This window comes from Halohasta sp. A2, assembly GCF_056175805.1.
This window is the reverse complement of record NZ_JAQFWV010000292.1, coordinates 1-255: the sequence shown is the minus strand read 5'-3', so window position 1 is coordinate 255 and position 255 is coordinate 1. Positions and strand designations below refer to the sequence as shown.

The 255-nt window shown below is 62.4% G+C and carries 1 protein-coding gene; it reads left to right on the top strand.

Features of this window, described 5'->3' with window-relative positions; translation table 11 throughout:
- A partial coding sequence (locus O2S87_RS19185) for an IS66 family transposase (protein WP_475410259.1) occupies nt 1-255 on the top strand: 255 nt, incomplete at both ends.

The window sequence follows — 255 nt, the reverse complement described above, 5'->3', positions numbered from 1 at the left end:
CTACACACCCCGACTGCCCCGATGAGGGGCAGTTCGGGGTGAACGTCATCTCCCAAGCAGCACTGTCTCGGTACGAGCACCGCTTCCCCTACCGGAAAATCGCTGATCGCTTCGAGCAACTGCACGGGTTAGAACTCTCGGGCGCGTCCGCGTGGCACGCGACCGAGCGCGCTGCGCGCGCCGGTCGCTGTGAATACGAACAGGTTCGGAGACAGATTCAGCAAGCAGCGATCGTTCACGTTGACGAAACCGGGA